The organism is Hydrogenophaga palleronii (genome assembly GCF_031457455.1).
Taxonomy (GTDB): domain Bacteria; phylum Pseudomonadota; class Gammaproteobacteria; order Burkholderiales; family Burkholderiaceae_C; genus Hydrogenophaga; species Hydrogenophaga palleronii_A.
In genome coordinates this window covers 274,503-290,439 of record NZ_JAVDWU010000006.1, presented here as the reverse complement: position 1 = coordinate 290,439, position 15,937 = coordinate 274,503, and the positions used below count along the sequence as shown (strand labels likewise).

At 60.4% G+C, this 15,937-nt stretch carries 17 protein-coding genes; all 17 read right to left on the bottom strand.

What is annotated here, in order from left to right; genetic code table 11:
- Window positions 1-17: 17 nt before the first annotated feature.
- Window positions 18-1,109, bottom strand: coding sequence for a beta-N-acetylhexosaminidase (gene nagZ, locus J2W49_RS15895; RefSeq protein WP_310318182.1), 1,092 nt, complete (start codon window positions 1,107-1,109; stop codon window positions 18-20).
- 34 nt (window positions 1,110-1,143) lie between these two features.
- Entirely contained in the window at window positions 1,144-1,536 is a 393-nt protein-coding gene (gene acpS, locus J2W49_RS15890) for a holo-ACP synthase (protein ID WP_310318179.1), read from the bottom strand.
- Window positions 1,533-2,351 carry a pyridoxine 5'-phosphate synthase gene (locus tag J2W49_RS15885; protein WP_310318176.1) on the bottom strand — a complete coding sequence of 273 codons (819 nt, stop codon included), beginning with the start codon at window positions 2,349-2,351 and terminating at the stop codon, window positions 1,533-1,535. Before J2W49_RS15885 ends, acpS begins: the two co-directional genes overlap by 4 nt.
- Window positions 2,348-3,166, bottom strand: coding sequence for a DNA repair protein RecO (recO, locus tag J2W49_RS15880; RefSeq protein WP_310318174.1), 819 nt, complete (start codon window positions 3,164-3,166; stop codon window positions 2,348-2,350). Before recO ends, J2W49_RS15885 begins: the two co-directional genes overlap by 4 nt.
- A gap of 99 nt (window positions 3,167-3,265) precedes the next feature.
- Window positions 3,266-4,312 (bottom strand): GTPase Era, encoded by a 1,047-nt coding sequence (gene era / locus J2W49_RS15875; RefSeq protein WP_310318171.1) that lies wholly within the window; start codon window positions 4,310-4,312, stop codon window positions 3,266-3,268.
- 61 nt (window positions 4,313-4,373) lie between these two features.
- Window positions 4,374-5,069, bottom strand: coding sequence for a ribonuclease III (gene rnc, locus J2W49_RS15870; protein ID WP_310318168.1), 696 nt, complete (start codon window positions 5,067-5,069; stop codon window positions 4,374-4,376).
- 43 nt (window positions 5,070-5,112) lie between these two features.
- Window positions 5,113-5,460, bottom strand: coding sequence for a DUF4845 domain-containing protein (locus tag J2W49_RS15865; protein ID WP_310318165.1), 348 nt, complete (start codon window positions 5,458-5,460; stop codon window positions 5,113-5,115).
- Window positions 5,461-5,494: 34 nt separating this feature from the next.
- A complete protein-coding gene (gene lepB / locus J2W49_RS15860) occupies window positions 5,495-6,472 on the bottom strand; it encodes a signal peptidase I (RefSeq protein WP_405001035.1) in 978 nt (325 codons plus the stop codon).
- Entirely contained in the window at window positions 6,472-8,280 is a 1,809-nt protein-coding gene (gene lepA, locus J2W49_RS15855; RefSeq protein ID WP_310318160.1) for a translation elongation factor 4, read from the bottom strand. The genes lepB and lepA overlap by 1 nt, the downstream gene beginning before the upstream one ends.
- 510 nt (window positions 8,281-8,790) lie before the next feature.
- Window positions 8,791-10,257: a Do family serine endopeptidase gene (locus tag J2W49_RS15850; RefSeq protein ID WP_405001041.1), complete on the bottom strand. Its 1,467-nt coding sequence runs from the start codon at window positions 10,255-10,257 to the stop codon at window positions 8,791-8,793.
- Window positions 10,258-10,398: 141 nt separating this feature from the next.
- Window positions 10,399-11,472 carry a MucB/RseB C-terminal domain-containing protein gene (locus J2W49_RS15845; protein ID WP_310318153.1) on the bottom strand — a complete coding sequence of 358 codons (1,074 nt, stop codon included), beginning with the start codon at window positions 11,470-11,472 and terminating at the stop codon, window positions 10,399-10,401.
- Between the two features lie 7 nt (window positions 11,473-11,479).
- Window positions 11,480-12,097, bottom strand: a complete 618-nt coding sequence (locus tag J2W49_RS15840; RefSeq protein ID WP_310318150.1) for an anti-anti-sigma factor — start codon at window positions 12,095-12,097, stop codon at window positions 11,480-11,482.
- 172 nt (window positions 12,098-12,269) lie between these two features.
- On the bottom strand, window positions 12,270-12,911 hold the full coding sequence (gene rpoE, locus J2W49_RS15835) for an RNA polymerase sigma factor RpoE (RefSeq protein ID WP_310318146.1): 642 nt from the start codon (window positions 12,909-12,911) through the stop codon (window positions 12,270-12,272).
- Window positions 12,912-12,962: 51 nt separating this feature from the next.
- Window positions 12,963-13,445, bottom strand: coding sequence for a hypothetical protein (locus J2W49_RS15830; RefSeq protein WP_310318142.1), 483 nt, complete (start codon window positions 13,443-13,445; stop codon window positions 12,963-12,965).
- A 33-nt stretch (window positions 13,446-13,478) separates the two neighbouring features.
- Complete coding sequence (gene fabF / locus J2W49_RS15825; protein ID WP_310318139.1) at window positions 13,479-14,723, bottom strand: beta-ketoacyl-ACP synthase II; 1,245 nt, start codon at window positions 14,721-14,723, stop codon at window positions 13,479-13,481.
- A gap of 93 nt (window positions 14,724-14,816) precedes the next feature.
- Complete coding sequence (gene acpP, locus J2W49_RS15820; protein ID WP_304911902.1) at window positions 14,817-15,056, bottom strand: acyl carrier protein; 240 nt, start codon at window positions 15,054-15,056, stop codon at window positions 14,817-14,819.
- A gap of 119 nt (window positions 15,057-15,175) precedes the next feature.
- Complete coding sequence (gene fabG / locus J2W49_RS15815; protein WP_310318361.1) at window positions 15,176-15,937, bottom strand: 3-oxoacyl-ACP reductase FabG; 762 nt, start codon at window positions 15,935-15,937, stop codon at window positions 15,176-15,178.

The following is a 15,937-nucleotide window of genomic DNA, read 5'->3' as shown; positions in this document are numbered from 1 at the left end:
CAGCCAGGCACCACCGTTCAGGGCAGCAGATGCATGGCCCGCATGTAGGGCTCGCTGACCATCAGATCGTCCCAATCCGGCGCCTTGGAGCGAGGTAGCAACGCCAGTCGTCTCGCCTCGCTTGAAGGCTCGGGCGTCCACTGCCCCTTATAGATGGCGCGGGAGAGTGCCTCAATCGCGTCATCGATGGGTGCCCCGCCGTCCACCACCGATTGATTGCACAGCACCACCATGTCAACGCCAGCCGTGAGCGCGGCCAGCGCGGCTTCGGCAAAGCTGACCTGTTGGCCATCGAGGTGACGAGCCGCTTCCATGCTCAGGTCGTCGCTGAAGATTGCGCCGGTGAATCCGAGTTGCTGTCGCAGCACATCGTGCAACCAGCGCGCGGAAAACCCTGCTGGCCGCGAGTCCACGCTGGGATAGATCACGTGAGCCGGCATGATCGCCTGCAGACTGGCAGACAACCAGCCATAGGGTGCGGCGTCTTCGGCCAAGATGCGCTTGAAGCTTCGTTTGTCGACGGGGATGGCCAGGTGCGAGTCGGCACGGACAAACCCATGCCCTGGAAAATGCTTGCCGCAGTTGCCCATGCCGCTTTGCAGCAGGCCGTGCATCAGGCTTTGCGCCAACAGCGAGACGACCCGGGGATCTCGCGCAAAAGATCGATCGCCAATGACCGAGCTGCCACCGTGGTCCAGATCGAGCACCGGCGTGAAGCTCAGGTCCACCCCGCAAGCGCGCAGTTCGGCACCCATCACGTAGCCCACAGCCACTGCTGCATTGGTGGCCCTCAGGGCGGCCGCACCGTCCATCTCATTCTTGTTGGCCGGCGACATCCACATCCGACCCAGTTCCGCCATGGGAGGCAGATGGGTGAACCCGTCGGTACGGAAGCGCTGCACGCGCCCGCCCTCGTGATCAACCGCGATCAGGAGGTCACTTCGCACCGCCTTGATTTCCTTGCACAACGCGCTGAGCTGGGCGCGATCGCGCCAGTTGCGACCAAAAAGCGTGACCCCCCCCACCAAGGGATGCGCGAGTCGGCGTCGGTCGTCAGCGTTGAGGGAGAAACCGGCCACATCAATGATCAAAGGGGCATGGGGGTGCATGGCTGACTGGTTGAAAGAGATTGCGGGGCGTGGTTCAGTCCCGCTCCACGACCACGAAGCTGGCCGCGTAGTCGGTTTCGTCGGTGACCGTGACGTGAGCGCGAAGACCTTGACCTTCAAACCAGGCCTTGAGCTCACCATGAAGCACGATGACGGGTTGACCGCTGGGCAGGTTGCGTATCTCGCAGCTTCGCCAGGTCATTGGCATCCGCATGCCCATGCCCACCGCTTTGGAAAACGCTTCCTTGGCAGAGAACCTGGTGGCGAGGTAGCGAAGACCGCGCTGGGGCCAGCGCGCGCTGCGCTGCTGCCAGACAACAAACTCGGCGTCGGCCAGCACCCGTCGAGCGAAACGCTCGCCCTGGCGCGCCCAGGTGGCTTCAACACGCCGGATATCGCAAATGTCGGTGCCTATGCCGTAGATCATCCGGCTTCTGCCAGCGATGCATGGCTTCCGGCCTGTGCCTCGTCCATGACCATTCGATAGGCCCTGACCGTTGCGGAGTAACCCATTTCGAGAGCATCAGCGATCAAGGCGTGACCAATGGACACCTCGCGCACGCCAGGCACCTGGCGAAGAAACGCTGCCAGATTTTCCCGGTTGAGATCATGGCCGGCATTCACACCAAGACCCACCGCTGCAGCGGCCTGTGCGGCAGCCCGAAACCGGTCCAGTTGCAAGGCGCGCTCTGACGGCTGCTGCCAGGCTGCGGCATAGGGCTCGGTGTACAGCTCTACCCGATCCGCGCCCACTGCACGCGCGGCGCTCATGGCAACCGCATCGGCATCCATGAAAAGGCTCACGCGCGCCCCCAGCGCCTGCCCCTGAGCGATCAGGGTGCGAAGCTTTTCTTCATCCTGCGGAAAAGACCAGCCGTGATCGCTGGTGAACTGGCCTTCGCTGTCGGGCACGAAGGTCAACTGGTGCAACGGCAACCCCTTTGCCTTCACCTCGCGCGCCACGTTCATCAGGTTGTGAAGGGGGTTGCCCTCAATGTTGAACTCCCGGTCGGGCCAGGACCGCATGAGCTCGCCCAGTTCGAACACATCGCCAAGGCGCACATGGCGTTCGTCGGGACGGGGATGGATCGTGATGCCTTGTGCACCCGCCTCAAGGCACAGGGTCGCCGCCCGAACGACCGAAGGTATGCCCAGATGTCGGGTGTTGCGCACCAGGGCCACCTTGTTCAGGTTGACAGACAAGGCCGTGCTGGAGGTGCCAGGAGATGTGGCAGGGGTCATGTGGGTGCGGAAGAAAGGTTCTGGACGGGAGGTGGAGCGTTGTCGGGCGCGGGTGGGACACCAGAGCGCATCATGGCCTGTACATCGATCATCAGTTGCCGGGTCTTGAACACCTGAACACCGCAATGGTAGTGCAGCAGGCCCCGCAAAGGTATGCGCAGCGCCGCCATGCAGGAAGCACATGCTCGCAGAGTTGCCAGAAAGGAACTGTTTCCCTCCATGGCACGGTAGAGATCCAGGCACTGCTCACCAGACAGCGGGCGGCTGTCGCCCTCTTGTGCCAGGCGCAGTCCGCTCTCGGGCACCAGCACGTAGGCTTTTTGAGGATCCACGGCCACCATGGAACTGCCGTCTCGGGACAGGTCCGGAAGCAGACCGACTTCTTTCAACAGCAACAGCTCGAAAGCCCTCAGCAAGAGTTCCTGTGTATCGCTTTGCTCCGCCAGCAGTTGAACCGCCATCGCGTAATGATCAAACAGCCGCTCATGTGCGTCGTCCCGGGCCAGAAGGCGCATCAGCAGTTCGTTCAAGTAGCTGCCCGACAGCAGGGCCTCCCCGGTCGGCATGACATGCCCTCCCTGCCATTGAGCCGATTTGAGCGTTCTGACTTCGGCGTCTCCACCCCAGCTCAACAGGAGCGGCTGCAGTGGCAACAACACCGGGCGGAATTGCGACGTCGGCCGCTTGACCCCTTTCGCCACCAAGGCGATGCGTCCGTGGTGGCGGGTGAACACCTCCAGCACAAGGCTCGATTCGCTCCAGTCGTACCGATGGAGGACAAATGCGGACTCGTCAGCAAATCGACGTGAAGCCATGTCAAGCGCCCATCAACGCAAAAGCACCCGCGCGGGAGGTGGTGCCACCCCGCTGGCAGTCCCCTTCACACGAGGGTGAGGCAGGACGGGGCCTGGCATTCACTCATAACCGAAAGAGCGCACGCGGGCATCGTCGTCGGCCCAGCCAGAACGCACCTTCACCCAGAGTTCCAGGAACACCTTGCAATCCCAGAGTTTTTCAAGCTCTTGCCGCGCTTCGGTGCCAATGCGTTTGAGCTTTTCACCCTTGTCGCCAATGACCATGCCCTTGTGGCCTTCACGTTCGACCACGATGGTGGCGGCTATGCGCTTGAGGCGCCCTTCCTCTTCGAACTTGTCGATGATCACGGTTGAGGTATAGGGCAGCTCATCGCCGGTGAGCCGAAACAGCTTCTCACGCACCATCTCGCTGGCCATGAAGCGTTCGCTCCGGTCGGTCAGGTCATCAGGACTGTGCATCCAGGGCTGTTGCGGGAGGTACTTCTCGCAGATGCCGAACAGGCGCTCAATGTCTTTGGACGCCTTGGCCGACATGGGCACGAATTCGGAGAAGGGATGGCGTTCCTGCATGGAGCGCAACCAGGGGGCCAGTTCACCCCGGCGATGAACCAGATCGAACTTGTTGGCCACCAATATGGCGGGCACATTCGCGGGCAGCAGCGACAACACCTTGGCATCGGCCAGATTGAACTGACCAGCCTCCACCACGAACAGAATCAAGTCCACATCACTGACCGCACCCAGCACGGTCTTGTTGAGCGCCCGGTTCAGCGCATTGCCGTGCCGGGTCTGAAAGCCGGGTGTGTCGACAAACACGAACTGAGTGGCCCCGAGCGTGCGCATGCCTGTGATCCGGTGGCGCGTGGTCTGCGCCTTGCGCGAAGTGATACTGACCTTTTGTCCCACCAGTGCATTGAGCAGAGTCGATTTCCCGACGTTGGGTTTGCCGACAATGGCCACGTAGCCACATCGCTGCACCGCAGGATCCACCACCTCTGATGGCACATCTGCCGGAGAGTCGATTTCTGCAGTCTCACCCCCTGACTTGCCCAGTGCACGTGCCAGCATGGCGTCGAGCTCGGCATCGGTGCCAGGTAGAACAGGCCTGGCTGTCGAGTCGAGTGGATGGGCAGGATGTTTGGGCATGTGTTCGGATCAACTTGGTTCGGTCTGGATGTGTCGGGAGCACATCGTATGCAGGTGGGCGTCAGGCTTTGCGGTCGCCCGAGCGAGACGCAAGGTGCTGCAACATGGCCGCAGCAGCTGCTTGCTCACCCGCTCGCCGGGAAGCCCCAATGCCGCGCTCGTTGAGTGCGAGCTCGGTCACTGCACACTCCACGTCAAAGGTTTGCTTGTGCGCTTCACCCAGTGTGGCCACCACCCGATAAACAGGCAGCTTCATTTTGCGCGCCTGCAGCCACTCCTGCAATTCCGTCTTGGGGTCTTTGCCCATGGCACCCATTTGGGCGTTCAGCTCCACGTCGGCATACAAGCGACGCACCATGGCCGCGGCGGCGTCGAATCCGGCATCCAGGTACACAGCGCCGATGATGGCTTCCAGTGCGTCCGCCAGGATGGACGGACGCTTGTGCCCACCCGAGCGCTTCTCGCCATCGCCCAGACGAAGCACCGAAGCCAGTCCCAGCGAAACCGCCATTTGAAACAGGGTGTCCTGTTTGACCAGGTTGGCACGTACCCGTGACAAATCGCCCTCAGGCAAATCACTGAGCTTTTCGAAGAGGAGGCCGGAAACAGCCAGGTTCAGCACGGAATCGCCCAGAAACTCCAGGCGCTCATTGTGATCCGAGGAAAAACTGCGATGGGTCAGTGCGCGCTCAAGGAGGCGCAGGTGGTTGAACCTGTGGTCCAGGCGCTGTTGCAGCGCTGTCAGATCTGCGTTCAAGAGCCAGGGCACCCCACCGGGCAACGTTCACCGTCCCACATGTTCATCGCGAACGCCCCTCGTATCGCATCACCAGGTAAGCCGGCCCGGTCAGATGGATTTCCCGGTCATAAGAAAACGAGACCACCACACGATCGCCCTCTTTGCCAATCACGAGGTCCTTGCCTGAAATGGTGCGGATGTCGTCGATTGTGGCGGCCTTGTCAAAAATGTTTCGTACCTCTGCGACCGTCGTTCCCGCCGACGCCTGCCTCACCGCTTTTTGCACGGCCAGGTATTCAATGTAGGTGGGCACAACCTGTGCAGCCACCACCCCTGCAAGAGCGAGCAGGATGCCGACCACCAGCAATCCGAAAAAGGTAAGCCCTTGCTGATGTTTTTTCGTTTTCATTTCATGATCTCCAGATTGGCCGAAAAGAACAGATCTATTCAAAGGCGCCAATACGCCCCAAATCACCAAAATTCATCCACACGAAAAAAGCTCTGCCGACGATGTTGGCCTCAGGCACAAACCCCCAATAGCGAGAGTCGAGCGAATTGTCCCGATTGTCGCCCATCAAAAAGTAGTGCCCTTCTGGCACCTTGCAGATCACGCCTTCAACAGAATAGCGACAACTGTCCTTGAAGGGAAACTCGGTGGCGCCTGCTACGAAGGCCGGGCGTTCATCGTCGTTGAGCGTGTTGTAAGAACGCGACCCCAGTGTCTCGCGAAACTGCCGCGCGTAACGCATGCTGTCGTTGTCGAAGAACTCAGGTTGGGCGACCTTGGGCACGGGTTGACCATTGACCGTGAGCGACTTGTTCATGTAGGCCACTTCGTCGCCGGGCAAACCCACCACGCGCTTGATGTAGTCGAGGCTGGGCTGCGGAGGGTAGCGAAAGACCATGACATCACCACGCTGCGGATCGTTGTTGGCCATCAGCTTCGTGTTGAAAACCGGCAATCGGATGCCATAGTGAAATTTGTTCACCAGGATCAGATCACCCACACGCAGCGTCGGAATCATGGAACCGGACGGGATCTTGAACGGCTCAAACAAAAACGACCGAAGTACGAACACGGCCAGAATCACCGGAAACAGACCAGCGGTCCAGTCGAGCCACCACGGCTGAGCGAGGATCTTCTGGCGGGCCGTATCGACATCTCCCTCGATCTGACTGAAGCCCTGCTGCTGCAAAGCAGCCCTTCGAGCATCGTGCTCGACCAGCAATTGATCAGCTGCTTTCTTTCGCTGGGGCAGGAACACCAGCTTCTCGGCGATCCAGTAAATACCGGTGACGAAGGTGGCCATCATCAGCAACAAGGCGAAATTGCCTTCGACCATGCCCAGGTACCAAGCCCCCGTGTACGCTGCAAATGCGGTGAGAACCAGCGCCGTCATCGCGCTCATTGCGGCCCCCATCAATCTTGCACCTGCAGAATGGCTAGGAATGCTTCTTGAGGCACTTCAACAGATCCGATTTGCTTCATGCGCTTTTTACCCGCCTTCTGTTTTTCGAGGAGTTTTCGTTTGCGGGTGATGTCACCGCCGTAGCATTTTGCCAGCACATTCTTGCGAAGCGCCTTGATGGTCTCGCGCGCAATGACATTACCCCCGATCGCGGCCTGGATGGCCACATCGAACATCTGGCGACTGATGATTTCCCGCATCTTGGCCGCCACGGCCCGCCCCCGGTATTGCGACTGGGAACGGTGCACGATGATGGAGAGGGCATCGACCTTCTCGCCGTTGAGCAGGATGTCGACCTTGACCACATCAGATGGCCGGTACTCCTTGAACTCGTAGTCCATGGAAGCGTAGCCGCGGCTCACCGACTTGAGTTTGTCGAAGAAGTCCAGCACGATCTCGCCCAGTGGCATGTCGTAGGTGAGCATGACCTGCTTGCCGTGGTAGGCCATGTTGAGCTGCATGCCGCGCTTCTGGTTGGCCAAGGTCATCACGGCCCCCACATACTCCTGCGGCATGTACAGATGCACGGTCACGATGGGTTCGCGGATTTCTTCGATGCGACCCTGCTCCGGCATCTTGGAAGGGTTCTCCACCATGATCACTTCGCCATCGGGCTTCACCACCTGGTACACCACGCTGGGTGCAGTGGTGATGAGATCCTGATCAAACTCCCGCTCCAGGCGCTCCTGCACGATTTCCATGTGCAGCAGCCCCAGAAAACCGCACCGAAAGCCGAAGCCAAGTGCCTGAGACACCTCGGGCTCGTACTGCAGCGCCGCATCATTGAGTTTGAGCTTCTCCAGCGCATCGCGCAAACCATCGTACTGATTGGCTTCGGTCGGATACAGGCCAGCAAACACTTGAGGCTTGACCTCCTTGAACCCCGGTAGGGCCTCTGTGGCCGGTCCTGCGTTGTTGGGAAGCTTTTTCTCCAGCGTGATGGTGTCACCCACTTTCGCCGCCTGCAGTTCCTTGATGCCCGCGATGATGTAGCCCACCTCACCCGCTTCCAAGGAGTTGCGCGGCGCATTGGCTGGCGTGAACACGCCCAGGTTGTCGGCGTTGTACACCGTGTTGGTCGCCATCATCTTGAAGCGCTCGCCCTTGAGGAGTCGCCCGTCAACCACGCGAACCAGCATGACGACGCCCACATAGGCGTCGTACCAGCTGTCCACGATCATGGCCCGCAAGGGCGCGGCCGGATCCCCTTTGGGCGGTGGGATGCGAGCGACCACCGCTTCCAGGATGTCCTCCACCCCCATGCCCGTCTTGGCCGAACACGGAATAGCATCCGTCGCATCGATGCCGATCACGTCTTCGATTTCACTCTTCGCGTTGTCTGGATCGGCGTTGGGCAGATCCATCTTGTTGAGCACGGGCACCACCTCGACGCCCAGATCCAGCGCCGTGTAGCAGTTGGCCACCGTCTGGGCTTCAACGCCCTGGCTGGCATCGACCACCAGCAACGCGCCTTCGCACGCCGACAACGATCGGCTGACCTCATAAGAGAAATCCACGTGCCCGGGTGTGTCGATCAGGTTGAGGTTGTAGACCTGCCCATCGCGAGCCTGGTATCGCAGTGCGGCTGTCTGCGCCTTGATGGTGATGCCACGCTCCTTCTCGATGTCCATGGAGTCGAGCACCTGCTCGCTCATCTCCCGATCGGAGAGCCCACCGCACAACGAGATGATCCGGTCCGCGAGTGTGGACTTGCCGTGATCGATGTGCGCGATGATGGAAAAGTTGCGGATGTGGTTCATCAAAAAAACAGCTCAGACACAGAGAACATGGCCATCCAGAACAGAGGCGGACAGCCATAAAAAAGGGCGCGTCAACTGCTGACGCGCCCATAACCAACAATCAATGGCAACTGCGATAGTTGGGGTTTCATTGTAGGCAAAAAGCCGGGAAAACCAACCCTCATACCGCTTGCCAACGCCTGTCGCAGGGCTACAACAGCGCATTTATCAACAACTTATCAACAGAAGCATCCACCAAAACAAAAACGCGTCGGGATGTCCACAGCGTGGCCATCGACCTTCTCACATAGTGAACTCAACGCTTCTTGTATGGCCGGAATGTGTCTGCGAAATCGGCGATTTTAGCGAATTCGGTCAATGCAAGACCAAATATGTTGGCGAACACTAACTTTCTTCAGTCTCCGGCGCATGTTCAAGATCGCGGAGCTTGTGGCGCCCACGCCACCTCTGCCCGGCCAGATGCCCCTGACCCATCTGGGGGCTTGACGTGCCCCCCGACTTCGGATCTGGTCAACGCTGAGGGCGAATCACCACGTACTGCGCCCACTCTCCGCGCCTGAACAGCACATTGACAGGACGCGATTTGTCAAGGCCCGCCATCGCTGCTTCCATCTGCTTCAGATTGGCCGTCTCCTTGTTGGCGATGGCAAGGATCACATCGTCCTCTCTCAGCCCTGCACGCGCCGCAGGCCCCTCTGCTTTGGCGACACGAACCCCGCCCTGCAATTTCAGTTCCTTTTTCTGCGCGTCGGTGAGCTCAATCAAGGTCAAGCCCAACGACTCCCCCGCCACCGAGGCCCCTGGTCCAGGTGTTTGAGGGGCCTCTGCCAGTGCTGGAGGACGCTCGGGTTCCAGCTCTGCCACCGTCACCGTCAGTTCCTGCCGGTTTCCGCGGCGAAACACCGTGATCCGGCTCTTGCTGCCCGGCTTGGTGGCCCCCACCATGCGGGGCAGATCCACCGAGCGCTCGACCTCTTTGCCATCAAATCTGAGGATGATGTCCCCAGGCTCCACACCGGCTTGAGACGCAGGTGAATCGGGCTCCACGCCGCGGACCAGAGCACCCCTCGGTCGCCCCAAGCCGATCGACTCGGCCACTTCCTTGCTGACCTGATCGATCCGCACGCCGATACGGCCTCGCGTGACCTTGCCGGTGGCACGCAATTGCTCGGACACGCTGACCGCTTCGTCGATCGGAATCGCAAAAGAAATACCCTGGAAGCCGCCCGAGCGGGAGTAGATCTGACTGTTGATCCCGACCACCTCGCCACGCATGTTGATCAAGGGCCCACCCGAATTGCCTGGGTTGATTGCCACATCCGTTTGAATGAAGGGAAGAAAGTCCCCGGTGTCGCGCTTCTTCGCGCTGACGATCCCGGCGGTGACGGTGTTCTCCAGGCCATAAGGCGACCCAATGGCCATCACCCACTCGCCCACCCGCAAACGGTTGATGTCACCGATCTTCACCGCCGGCAGACCGGTGGCTTCGATCTTCACCACCGCCACATCGGTGCGGCGATCGGCGCCGACGATCTTGCCTTTGAATTCGCGCTTGTCTGGCAGCGTGACCAGTAACTCGTCTGCCCCCTCCACCACATGGGCGTTGGTCATGATCAGACCATCGGAGCTGAGGATGAAACCAGACCCCACCCCACGTGGCCGCGCTTCCTCATTGGGGCCTGGCTCCTGGCGCGGCCCAGGCGGCGTAAGGCCTGGCGGCACGGGAATGCCAAAACGCCGGAAGAACTCCAACATCTGTTCATCTGTACCGGGACCGACACCCGTACTGGGCGCCGCACGTTCAAGCGTTCGGATATTGACCACGGAAGGCCCCACCAGATCGACCAAGCCAGTGAAATCAGGCAAGCCCTGGACCATGGTCGGTGCGACTGGTGCCACTGGTGCGGATTGGGCTTGAGCTGCGTATGGTGCAAACACGGAAGCAGCACAAAACGTCAACAGCGCCACGGGCAGCATCAGCTTGCGCACAGAAACCTCGCGATATTCAGCAATCAGATTCATCGGTAACCTCTCTCGATCGATGCAAAAGAAAAAGTGCAGGCATGACGATGGTCCTGCAAGCCCAGCTTGCCCCTCCTCGATCCCGCGAATCGCAGGTCAACGGGTATATTCCAGCGACTTGGCAAAAAGCAGCAAGGTGGAATGCGGCGCCTCGCCCAGGACCGTCACCCAATGCTGGCCCAGGCGGCGGGCGAGTGAATGCGTGGCACCGATGACCGCAGCCTTCTCTGCAAGATGTTGATGCTCGTTGTAGCGCTCCACGAACAGCGACACCGATGCCAGCCCATCAGAAAACACACACTGCATGGGATGGCTGACGGAACCAGCGCCATCGGCATTCTCACGCGTGTGGCAACTCATGGGTTGAAAGCCCGGAACGACCTCCTTCAAGCGCCATCCCTCGGCTTCCGCCGTGGTCTTCCTGAGCACAGGCCGATGCACCTCGTAGCCACGCGTGCCCTTCATGAGCTTGGAGAGCTTGTCCATGCTGACCGGCGCATCCAGCTGGAGCTCGGTGAATGCCACCTGTTCCAGTACGTGCCCCTGACCATCCAGCGTTTGCAGTTTGACCACCAGGCCGGTCTTTTTTTCAGACCAGATGCGGTACCCAAAACGCAGGCTGTCACGCGGATGGATTTCCACCACATCTGCTTTGTGGCCGGCCACCCGGTCCAATCCCGTGGCCCGCACGGTGTAGTGGTCCGGGATGACGTTGTCCGGCGTGCGCAGCAGGTCCGGAAACACCCCAAGCGATTCGCGTTTTTCCACCCAGGCCGTCTTTGAGTCCGGCGCAAATGTGATGACGTCGTTGTTGTGACGAACCGTGGTCCGGGGCGCTCCGGTCAGCGTATCCACACGCTCCATCTGTTGATTGCCATCACACACGTGCCATATGCGCGAAGCAGACATGGAGGAACCAGCCGAAACCACGAGCGTGCCAATGTAGGCACGCTGACGCGAGGCCTCGTGGATGCGGGTCAACCACTCGTTGACCGTGCGTTCCGAGCCCTCGCCTGTCGATGCGGACTGCGCCGACGACCAGCCTGCAGCGGACAGCGCCAGAGCGACCAGACAACCGACTCCAACGCGCTTGATCCAGTGAGAGGGCAGCGTGCGAACAGGGGCTTCGGAAAGGGGGTCGTGAAGTTGACGCGAGCAGATGGCTGTCATGGCGAACTCAGCGGTCAAGCGCGTCATAGGTGGCATTGCGCAGGAACCCGGCCGGCTTCTGCAACGCAGTCATGCCACCGTACTGCCGATGCTCGGCCAATAACGCCTCGAGTCGGGCATCTCGGATCAAAGGCCCCTGCCCCGTATTGACGATCACGGAAGTGTTGGCACTACCCGGCTCTGCCACAACCGCCTCTTCAGAAGGTACAGGAGGGGAGGCCAGCGCCAGCTCGGGACCTGGCTGTGCAGCGCGATCGGCCGTAACTGTTCCCAACACACCCCAACTCACGGCCATGACAGCCGAAACCGAAGCCGCCATCGCCAGCATCTTCCAGCGAAAGGTGGAGTCGTTCGCGGCGGCCACACGCACCCTTTCCCCAGGTGACGTCACACCGGTGGGGTTTTCGCTCACCTTCTTCTTAGGCGCTGCCGCCAATTCTTGATGAAAACGGGCTTGGAAGCTGGCCAGGAATGCCGCCGGGGGAGTTGCCGCGGCAAGCGGGGCGCCTCCACGCAGCGCATCTCGCACCACCTGATAGGCGTTCCAATTTTCATGGGCCGCAGAAGGATGAGGGGCGCATTGCCACAAGGCGTCCCAGTCCTGGTCGCTGATGGCGCCATCCATCAACGCAGACCACGCACTCGCGTCCGCGCCATTGTCAAGATCCACCTGGCTGGACGCACTGCTTCCGGGCACTTGCTGCGCAAAACCGGCATCGTTCTTCGAATCTTCTGAAGCTTTCATATCTCACACCCCATTCACCCTGCACAGCGGGCGCTGACACCTTCATAAACACCTACCAGCGTTTGCCAGTCTGACGTTCCAGCATGGGCTTGATGCGGTTCGAAATCGCTTCTCGCGCCCGAAAAATCCTCGAGCGCACTGTCCCGATGGGGCAGTCGAGCGCCTGCGCGATTTCTTCGTAACTCAAACCTTCAATTTCACGCAAAGCAATGGCATTGCGCAGCTCCTCCGGCAAAGCATCCATGGCGGCGTTGACCGCTTCCGCGATTTCTTTGCTGGCCAGCACCGCCTCGGGTGTCTCTGTGTCGGCCACACTGGGATTTAGTTCGCGTTCCGAGCCGGAAGTTTCATCGTCATCGCCAGATTTCATCTGGGACTGGAAAACCAGGGGATCGCGCTTGAGCTCCATGAGCTGCTTTTTGGCCGTGTTGACGGCAATCCGGTAGAGCCAGGTATAGAACTGTGCATCTCCGCGAAACTGCCCCAGCGCCCGGTACGCCCGGATGAACGTTTCCTGCGCGATGTCCTGGACCAGGTCGGCGTCCCTGACCATCCGGCCGATCAGGCGTTCGACCCGGCGCTGGTATTTGATCACCAGCAACTCGAAGGCTCGCGGCTCTCCCCCCAAGGTGCGTTGCACCAGCATGACATCGCTGTCGGGCGGTGGTGGAGCGTTGTGGTCTTCAGGTGTCATGCGCGCGGAAATATAACCCAGATGGTCGCTCGCGCCGCCGGCTGCGGCCCATCAGCTTGCTTTCAACCGACGGCGGGTCGCTATCAATGCGCGCCTCAGATCGTCCCAGCGCGTGGGGGCGCGATGGCGCTCCACCCAGACCCAGGTCGCTCTGCGATTCGACGCCTTCAAGCGAAGCAGCACGCAACTCTGGCAGTCGAGCACAGATTCGAGGATCTCCAGACGCACGCCCTCTTCCTCGCCGTTGGTGTGCCAATGCCAGGCACCCGCGCGCAGCGATTCGCCAAACGGCATGGCGAGCGAGTCCCAATGAAGTGCGCCCACGGGCGTGCGCCACCAGGCGTTGAACACCCAAGCAGACCAAAGAGCCCACAAGCCAAGCCCTGCCCAGGTGCTTTCCCAGAAGTACCGGCCCGATGCGCTCCCGGCCCACCCCGTGCAGGTGGCCAAGCCGAGTGCGCTCAGCACAAGAAGCAAGCGCCCATGAAAAGCGCAGCGCCCCACGGGGTAGACCACCGATGGGGCGCTGCGCATGTCCAGGGAAAAGCGATCTGAGCGGGATGTGGATCAAATGCGCTTGAAAACCAGCGTGCCGTTGGTTCCACCGAATCCGAAGTTGTTCTTCATTGCCACGTCGATCTTCATGTCTCTGGCTGCATTTGCACAGTAGTCAAGATCGCACTCCGGATCCTGATTGAATATGTTGATGGTTGGCGGGCTCTTCTGATGATGCACAGCCAACACGGTGAACACACTTTCAATACCACCAGCGCCACCCAGCAGGTGCCCTGTCATGGACTTCGTGGAGTTCACCACCGTGCTTTTCGCATGCGCGCCCAGGGCAGCCTTGATGGCGTGGGTCTCGTTCACATCACCCAATGGTGTGGACGTGCCGTGGGCATTCAGGTAGTCCACCTCATCGGCATTGACGCCTGCATTGCGCATGGCATTGGTCATGGCTCGCCGCGGCCCATCCATGCTCGGCGCCGTCATGTGCCCGGCATCGGCGCTCATGCCGTAGCCGGAGAGCTCGGCGTAAATCTTCGCCCCCCGTGCCTTGGCATGCTCGTACTCTTCAAGAACCATGACACCTGCACCCTCGCCCAGCACAAAGCCATCTCGGTCTTTGTCCCAAGGCCGCGAAGCCGTTGCGGGGTCATCGTTGCGGGTAGAGAGTGCGCGCATGGCGGCAAAGCCACCCACGCCCAAGGGTGAAACAGTGGCCTCGGACCCACCTGCGATGATCACGTCGGCATCACCGTATTCGATCTTTCGTGCCGCTTCACCAATGCAGTGAAGGCCTGTGGTGCAGGCCGTAACGACCGCCAGGTTGGGACCCTTGAAGCCGAACCGCATCGAAACATGACCGGCGATCATGTTGATGATGGACGCGGGTACGAAGAACGGTGAAATGCGCCGTGGGCCGCGCGCGACCAGTTCGGCGTGGGTCTCTTCAATCAGAGGAAGACCTCCGATACCGGATCCGATGATGCAGCCGATGCGGTTGGCCAGCTCTTCGTCGAGCGCTTCGCCGACGGGCAAGCCTGAATCCACGACCGCCTGGTGCGCAGCCGCAATGCCATAGTGGATGAACGTGTCCATCGTCCTGGCTTCTTTGGTACCGATATAGGCACCAAGATCGAAGCCCTTGACCTCACCAGCGATCTTGCACGCGAACGCTGTCGCGTCGAATTTGGTGATCAGGTCAATGCCAGAGCGCCCGGCAATCAGATTGGACCAGGCGTCGGCCACAGTGTTTCCCACAGGGCTGACACATCCCAAGCCGGTCACGACAACGCGTCGACGATTCATTCATTTCCCCCACGCTGGTGACTGCGTACAAATAGAACGCTCCCCTGAGGGAGCGATGATCAATTCAGGCAGCCCATGCTGCCTGCACCTGGATCAGGCTTTCTGGTTGGCCATCGCGTAATCGATGGCGTTCTGTACCGTGGTGATCTTCTCTGCGTCCTCATCGGGGATCTCGATGCCGAACTCGTCTTCGAGGGCCATCACCAGTTCCACCGTGTCGAGCGAGTCGGCACCCAGGTCGGCCACAAAAGCCTTTTCGTTGGTGACCTGACCTTCTTCCACGCCGAGTTGTTCGGCAATGATCTTCTTAACACGTGCTTCGATGTCGCTCATAAGTCCCTCTGAGGGTGGTTGAAATACAGGCCGCCATTTTAGCCGGGCTAGGGAGATGTCCCTAGACGGCCCGCCGGGCGGCTTTTCGACGCAAGGATCCGATGCGTGTTTGCGCGAGGTCAGGCCATGAACATGCCACCATTGACATGCAGTTCCTGCCCCGTCACATACGACGCTTGCGGGCTGGCCAGATAGCTCACTGCATGTGCGATGTCTGCAGGCTTGCCCAGGTGGCCCAGGGGGATCTGCCCCAGCAAGGCCTTTTGTTGCTCTTCGGGCAACCCGGCCGTCATGTCCGTTTCAATGAACCCTGGCGCCACACAGTTCACCGTGATGTTGCGGCTGCCCAGTTCACGGGCCAGGGCCCGCGTCATGCCCGCGACGCCGGCCTTGGCCGCAGCGTAATTGGCTTGTCCCGCATTGCCTGAGGCGCCCACGACACTGGTGATGCTGATGATGCGCCCATAACGCTGCTTCATCATGGGGCGGATCACCGCCCGGCTCAAGCGAAAAACGGCCTTGAGATTGGTGTCGAGCACGGCGTCCCAGTCCTCATCCTTCAGGCGCATGGCCAGCATGTCGCGGGTGATGCCCGCATTGTTGACCAGCACGTGAAGGCCACCGTGTGCCTTGGTGATCTCTTCGATCAATTGATCGGCTGATGCCATGTCGTTCACATCGAGCTTGGCACCCCGGCAACCTGCGGCAGCGCCCTTGACGGCCATCAGGTTGCTTCCGATGCGAGCGGCGCCCTCGTCACTGGTGGCCGTACCAATCACCACCAGGCCTCGCGAGACAAGCTCTTGCGCAATGGCAGCGCCAATGCCCCGCGTGGCACCTGTCACGAGCGCCACCTGCCCTTCAAAATTCACTTCTGGCAT